General features: G+C 58.2%; 6 protein-coding genes and 1 riboswitch. Of the genes, 2 read left to right on the top strand and 4 right to left on the bottom strand.

Annotation, left to right across the window (positions count from 1 at the left end; all coding sequences use genetic code 11):
- The 4 genes from BMY73_RS17680 to BMY73_RS17665 all read right to left on the bottom strand — a co-directional run.
- On the bottom strand, positions 1-422 hold a 422-nt coding region (locus BMY73_RS17680; protein ID WP_139214249.1), incomplete at its 3' end, for a DUF2931 family protein.
- On the bottom strand, positions 415-2019 hold the full coding sequence (locus tag BMY73_RS17675; RefSeq protein WP_256571198.1) for a T6SS phospholipase effector Tle1-like catalytic domain-containing protein: 1605 nt from the start codon (positions 2017-2019) through the stop codon (positions 415-417). The genes BMY73_RS17680 and BMY73_RS17675, both read right to left, overlap by 8 nt.
- Before the next feature lie 345 nt (positions 2020-2364).
- A complete protein-coding gene (locus BMY73_RS17670) occupies positions 2365-2814 on the bottom strand; it encodes a PAAR domain-containing protein (protein ID WP_092408675.1) in 450 nt (149 codons plus the stop codon).
- Positions 2815-3103: 289 nt separating this feature from the next.
- Entirely contained in the window at positions 3104-3508 is a 405-nt protein-coding gene (locus BMY73_RS17665) for an acyl-CoA thioesterase (protein WP_062385411.1), read from the bottom strand.
- 201 nt (positions 3509-3709) lie between these two features.
- A riboswitch (S-adenosyl-L-homocysteine riboswitch) is annotated at positions 3710-3821 on the top strand.
- A 20-nt stretch (positions 3822-3841) separates the two neighbouring features.
- On the opposite strand from BMY73_RS17665, the gene ahcY reads away from it, so the two are divergent.
- Both ahcY and metF read left to right on the top strand, forming a co-directional pair.
- A complete protein-coding gene (gene ahcY, locus BMY73_RS17660; protein WP_092408673.1) occupies positions 3842-5251 on the top strand; it encodes an adenosylhomocysteinase in 1410 nt (469 codons plus the stop codon).
- Positions 5252-5443: 192 nt separating this feature from the next.
- On the top strand, positions 5444-6289 hold the full coding sequence (gene metF / locus BMY73_RS17655) for a methylenetetrahydrofolate reductase [NAD(P)H] (RefSeq protein WP_062385575.1): 846 nt from the start codon (positions 5444-5446) through the stop codon (positions 6287-6289).
- Positions 6290-6369: the final 80 nt, after the last annotated feature.

Genomic DNA, 6369 nt, shown 5'->3' with positions numbered 1-6369 from the left:
CTGCAATACGCCCTCTCCCCCTTGACCATGAGTTCGCGAGCGCTTTCAGGGATCTCGATATAGGCGTAGTACGTCTGCGGCTCTGCCAGCGATTGCCAGCGCACGTAAATGAAACGTGGCAGGTCTGCGCCGTATACATATTTCCCCTTACCGTCACCGGGATTTTGGGGCCAACCTCGGGGGTTGCCTTTGAGGTTTGAGGGACTCGATATGGAAGACACTCCACTCATTGCCCGTTTGAACCAGCGATCGTTGGTATCCACCGCATCAGCCGTTTCGATCCAGACTTCCATGTAGTCAGGAGCGAAAAATCCCAACCGCCAGGCGTCATAGGGCAGCTTGGCACCGTAGTCATTGGTCCCGGCGCAACCGCTGGTGAACAGGCTCAGCGTGAGCATCACTGCCAAGCCGAGCCTATTCATTCGCATGAACGCTCCGCTGATAGTTGTCGCCGGGCCGATTGATAAAAACAATGTCCAAATCGCTATTTCTCCAATTATTCACAGCGTTCCAGTTGGCAGAAAGGTGGATATAACGATGATAAAGCAGCGACTCTTCAGCCTCTGTCAGTCCTGGCTCAGACGATTCCCCCAAGGCGTAAGCACGAAGTTTCTCGAGGATGGGTTTCAGCTCATCCGGCAGAGCCAGACGCGGCTCGTCTTCGTCGACGGCTCGGAGGGGGACGTGATGTGTCGTGGCCATCGCATGCATCACTCGCAAATAAACCTTCGATAGATCCCCCTCGACTTCGCGCTCCATCAGGGCGGCGACGTAAACGCGTTTCTCCGGATAAAGATCGTCACGGCTCGCGCGCTGTGCCACCGACCAGACTTGCGCCCGCCAGTCGATACCCCGGATTTTCAGGCGATCAAGCCAGGGATCGGCACTGCGGCGAAAGCGGGCGACCGCCATTGCCTGATCAAGGGGCGTATCGAGACGCTCGATACTGCTCACCGGCTTGCTGAGCAAAAGCCGTTCGCGGCTTCTGGGCAGGTAGCCACCTCCGATGTCGGAGTGGGCTCCGGGCAGAACGATGTCGTTGTCCGTGCGCGTCAGGGCGAAATTCAGACGATGCTCATCGCGGGCGACCAGTTGCACGACCTTGCGGGCCACCGAGGCCGATAACCCGAGGTCTAGACCAGACACCCGCGCATTGCCGGGACTGAAATCGCCCACCAACGGCGAGACGATGCCGGCCACGGTATCGAACAGTCCGATGAAGTTCACAGCGATGTCGCGTTGAACCTGCCAGGCGAAGGTTTCGACAAACATCTCTGATCCTGCGGGTATAGCCTTGGCCAGCAGACTGTCTGTGCCTTTTTGCAGGTCATTGGCGAAATGCCGGGCCGCCGCCGCGCCCCGACTAAATCCAAACACATCAACTTTGATGCTTTCGATCTTTACTTGGGGATTGCGCTGGGTGAAGGATTTCACACGCTCAAGAATCAACGCCGGACTCTGCTCTACTCTCGCCAACACCCCCGTGCCCCAGCGTCCTGTCGCCTGCCCATAACGATTGTCCGCGCCACCGCTGACGGTACCGATGCCTTCAAGGTAAACCGCAACCGAAGCCTCTGTTGCATCAGGCTCAATACTGAGGTGGGCCTGATCCCGGTACAGGTCATACAGCCGCGCAATGTTGCTGGTGTCGTTGCCATAGCTGTCGTCCGGGGCGGTCCCGTCCTCGCCGAAGCCATGCTCGGCGCAAAAGCGTCTGAGTTCCTCGCCTTGCTCTTGCAGCCCGACGTCCCGCGCCCTACAGCCGGCCACGCTTTCGCTGTTCGTCTGGTTGTTGCCGGTGCCGTCGAAGAATACGCCGATGCGCAAGGTGATCAGTTGCTCCTGCTCGACTTCTTCCTCTTCTTCCTCGATTTCGCTGTCGCTGTAGTTGCTGTCTTCGTTGTCGGTGCCGCCAGACTCGTCTAAAGCAGTACCGCCCTGGCCAGAGCGCTGCATAGGCGCTAAACCGGTCGCCGCTACGGAAGCCGCTGGCTCAGGAGCATGATCGTTGCCATACACCACAGCGGTTTGCGAAGGCTCGAAGGCCGCTCGACAGGGGCAACCACTGACACTGTCCAGCGTGCCCGCTACCCGTTTGCCGTAGCTGACGATGTGGGAGATGCCGCCTACGATCCCGTAGGTCAAGCCAGTGATGCCACAGGTCACCGGGTCGCCCTCCAGGCAAACGTCCATTCCGAACACATAGACCGGAATCTGTGGATCGAGGGCGATGCCGCCGCATGTTGTTCTGTCGTCTTTGCGAATGAAGTATCCCTCAGCCATTGTGGCCAATCCCTGTCTGGAGTTCGCATCCGTGCGGTGGCAGGTCGCTAAAGGCAGCGATCCGTATTGAAGCAACGATGGTCAGGCGCTTTTGTTCGCCTGCTGGGGAACACCAGGAAGAAAGTCCTCATGCATAGGCTTGCCTTCATAAGCGACGATGCAACTACCGGAGAACAAGGTGTCAATGATTTCGTCACCGTTGCTCAGGCGACTACCCACCAAGGCAATATTGCCGTTGCAATCGCCAGCGCCGGTCACGATATGCGCGCTTCGCCCATCGGGGTAAGTGACACGATCCCCCACCTGGGCTGCCGTTAAAAAGGTGACTTGCGAGCCGTCTTCGATACGAAACGACATTGACGAGCTCGCACCATCAATCACCCCGCCTTGGCGGCTGCGACTTCCTTGGGTGGCTACGCGGTAAATGCCGATGGCCGGATGCGCGGTCTTTTGGGTGAGCTCCGGGTGATCGAAAATGCGGAGATATTCGGAGGACACTTCGTTGTTATAACGAGGCAAATCGGTAGTCATTGAGTTTCGCGACCCTAGCAGCATGGAAGGAGGCTCCCCGAGCCGTAGGGTCAGAGAGCGAGGCCAACAGGGTGTTCGAGCGTGAAGCCGGTTCCAAGACGGTGAAGCCGCTTGGGATTGTAGGAATGACCTGCAAATCGGATAGTCCCGATCCTACAGACGGGATTGGGCCGTTGACCAGCTCCTAGATCTGCGTTTGCAGGGTAGAGGGTATAAACGCAGATAAGCAGATAACTTGTAGGAGCGCGCTCCTACAGTTTTTGAATCCGTGCCCATTCGTGATCAACAATCACTCGTTGATCACATCGTCCTTGAACTGATCTTTCACGTAGGTGATTTCGGTCTTGCCATGGGGCGCTGGCAGGCCATCTTCGCCCAGGTTCACGAACACCATCTTCTCGACGGTCAAGATGCTTTTGCGGGTGATTTTGTTGCGCACCTGGCAGGTCAGGGTGATCGAGGTGCGGCCAAACTCGGTGGCGGTGATGCCCAGTTCGATGATGTCGCCCTGACGCGAGGCACTGACGAAGTTGATCTCGGAAATGTACTTGGTCACCACCCGCTGATTACCCAACTGAACGATGGCGTAGATCGCAGCTTCTTCGTCGATCCAGCGCAGCAGACTGCCGCCGAACAGCGTACCGTTCGGGTTGAGGTCTTCGGGCTTCACCCATTTGCGCGTGTGAAAGTTCATGCTTCGCTCCTGATCGTCTGTCTGTGGATGACCAGCATAGTGCCAGCCCGTGGCGTTTAGCTCCATTGAGCATCGACTATGGTCTCGATTAGTCACTGGTCATTTAAACGCAACAACCTCTTGGGCTAACTGCCCGTCGCCGCTATAATCGTCACCGCTTCAAAAAACGGTCATCACCGCTTGATACCGTTTTCCCGCCACCTGTCCGAGGGGCGCTGCAGCAGGTCAGACCTGTCAGGCTCGGATGGGGCGTTGTTTGGTCAGGCTCATTGCTGCCGACCAAGCTTTAAACGCACAACGGCGCCCATTCGCACACTACGAATGGAGACTCTTATGAGCGCTGTACTGACGCCCAACGATTTCAACGACTACAAAGTCGCCGACATTTCCCTGGCTGCCTGGGGCCGTCGCGAAACCATCATCGCTGAATCCGAAATGCCTGCCCTGATGGGCCTGCGTCGCAAATACGCCGGCGAACAACCGCTCAAGGGCGCGAAAATCCTCGGCTGCATCCACATGACCATTCAGACTGCCGTGCTGATCGAAACCCTGGTTGCCCTGGGTGCCGAAGTACGCTGGTCGTCCTGCAACATTTTCTCGACTCAGGACCAGGCCGCCGCCGCCATCGCGGCTGCCGGCATCCCTGTCTTCGCCTGGAAAGGCGAGACTGAAGCAGAGTACGAGTGGTGCATCGAGCAAACCATCCTGAAGGACGGTCAGCCTTGGGACGCCAACATGATCCTCGACGACGGCGGCGACCTGACCGAGATCCTGCACAAGAAGTACCCGGCGATGCTGGATAAAATCCATGGCGTCACCGAAGAGACCACCACGGGCGTTCACCGCCTGCTGGACATGCTGGCCAAGGGCGAACTGAAGATCCCTGCGATCAACGTCAACGACTCGGTCACCAAGAGCAAGAACGACAACAAGTACGGCTGCCGTCACAGCCTGAACGACGCCATCAAGCGCGGCACCGACCACCTGCTGTCCGGCAAGCAAGCGCTGGTCATCGGCTACGGAGACGTGGGCAAGGGCTCGGCTCAGTCGCTGCGTCAGGAAGGCATGATCGTCAAGGTCACCGAAGTGGACCCGATCTGCGCCATGCAGGCCTGCATGGACGGCTTCGAACTGGTTTCGCCGTTCATCAACGGTGAAAGCGACGGCACCGAAGCGACCATCGACAAAGCGCTGCTGGGCAAGATCGACCTGATCGTGACCACCACCGGTAACGTCAATGTGTGCGACGCGAACATGCTCAAAGCGCTGAAAAAACGCGCCGTGGTCTGCAACATCGGTCACTTCGACAACGAAATCGACACTGCCTTCATGCGCAAGAACTGGGCATGGGAAGAAGTGAAGCCTCAGGTGCACAAGATCCACCGCACCGGTGCTGGCGAGTTCGACCCTCAGAACGACGACTACCTGATCCTGCTGGCCGAAGGCCGTCTGGTTAACCTGGGCAACGCGACCGGCCACCCAAGCCGCATCATGGACGGTTCGTTCGCCAACCAGGTGCTGGCCCAGATCTTCCTGTTCGGCCAGAAATACGCCGACCTGAGCCCGGCGCAGAAAGCCGAGCGCCTGACCGTTGAAGTGCTGCCGAAGAAGCTGGACGAAGAAGTCGCCCTGGAAATGGTACGTGGCTTCGGCGGCGTCGTGACCAAGCTGACCAAGACCCAGGCCGACTACATCGGCGTGCCGGTCGGAGGTCCGTTCAAGCCGCACGCGTACCGCTACTGATACGTCTGCAGGGAGGGTGTGCTCGGCGTTACGGGCACGCTCTCACAGAAACGACCACCGCCCCATGTAGGAGCGCGCTTGCCCGCGATTGCATTCTGTCAGCAACCCATTCGTATCTGACCCACTGCAATCGCGGGCAAGCGCGCTCCTACATGAGTCGGCGCAAGGCTCAAAACTTCCAAGGTTATGACCATGTCCCAAGACCGTCGCTACAGCTTCGAGTTCTTCCCTACGAAGACCGACGCTGGTCATGAAAAACTGCTCGCCACCGCTCGTACGCTGGCGGGTTACAGCCCTGATTTTTTCTCCTGCACCTACGGTGCCGGTGGCTCCACGCGTGACCGCACGATCAACACCGTGCTGCAGCTGGAAAAAGAAGTGAATGTTCCTGCCGCGCCGCACCTGTCTTGCGTCGGCGACAGTAAGAACGACCTTCGTGGTCTGCTTACGCAATACAAGGAAGCGGGCATCAACCGCATCGTCGCCCTGCGTGGCGATCTGCCTTCTGGCATGGGCATGGCCAGCGGTGAGCTGCGTCACGCTAACGACCTGGTCAGCTTCATTCGTGAAGAAACCGGCAGCCATTTCCACATAGAAGTCGCTGCTTACCCGGAAATGCACCCACAAGCGCGCAACTTCGAAGAAGATTTGAAGAATTTCGTGCGCAAGGCCAATGCCGGTGCGGACAGCGCGATCACCCAGTATTTCTTTAACGCCGACAGCTATTTCTACTTCGTCGAGCGTATCGAGAAGATGGGCGTCACCATCCCGGTTGTGCCGGGGATCATGCCGATTACCAACTACAGCAAGCTGGCCCGCTTTTCCGATGCCTGCGGGGCGGAGATTCCGCGCTGGATCCGCAAGCAACTGGAAGCGTACGGCGATGACGCCGCCAGCATCGTTGCGTTTGGTGAGCAAGTGATCACTGAAATGTGTGAGCGCTTGTTGCAAGGCGGCGCCCCTGGCCTGCACTTCTACACGCTGAACCAGGCAGAGCCTAGCCTGGCGGTCTGGAACAACCTCAAGCTGCCCCGCTGAAAGGTCGGAATTCGCGCTGGATCATCCGGTCACAATAAGGCAACGTTTCATCGGCAGGCTTCGTCATGACGAAGCCTGTT

It is taken from the genome of Pseudomonas sp. NFACC02 (genome assembly GCF_900110765.1).
Classification (GTDB): domain Bacteria; phylum Pseudomonadota; class Gammaproteobacteria; order Pseudomonadales; family Pseudomonadaceae; genus Aquipseudomonas.
This window is presented reverse-complemented; position numbering and strand designations above follow the sequence as displayed.

What these genes read in the sequence shown, in the direction of transcription:
- ahcY (WP_092408673.1), top strand. Translation starts at nt 3,842, where the DNA reads ATGAGCGCTGTACTGACGCCCAACGATTTCAACGACTACAAAGTCGCC.
- metF (WP_062385575.1), top strand. Translation starts at nt 5,444, where the DNA reads ATGTCCCAAGACCGTCGCTACAGCTTCGAGTTCTTCCCTACGAAGACC.
- BMY73_RS17670 (WP_092408675.1), bottom strand. Translation starts at nt 2,814, where the DNA reads ATGACTACCGATTTGCCTCGTTATAACAACGAAGTGTCCTCCGAATAT.
- BMY73_RS17665 (WP_062385411.1), bottom strand. Translation starts at nt 3,508, where the DNA reads ATGAACTTTCACACGCGCAAATGGGTGAAGCCCGAAGACCTCAACCCG.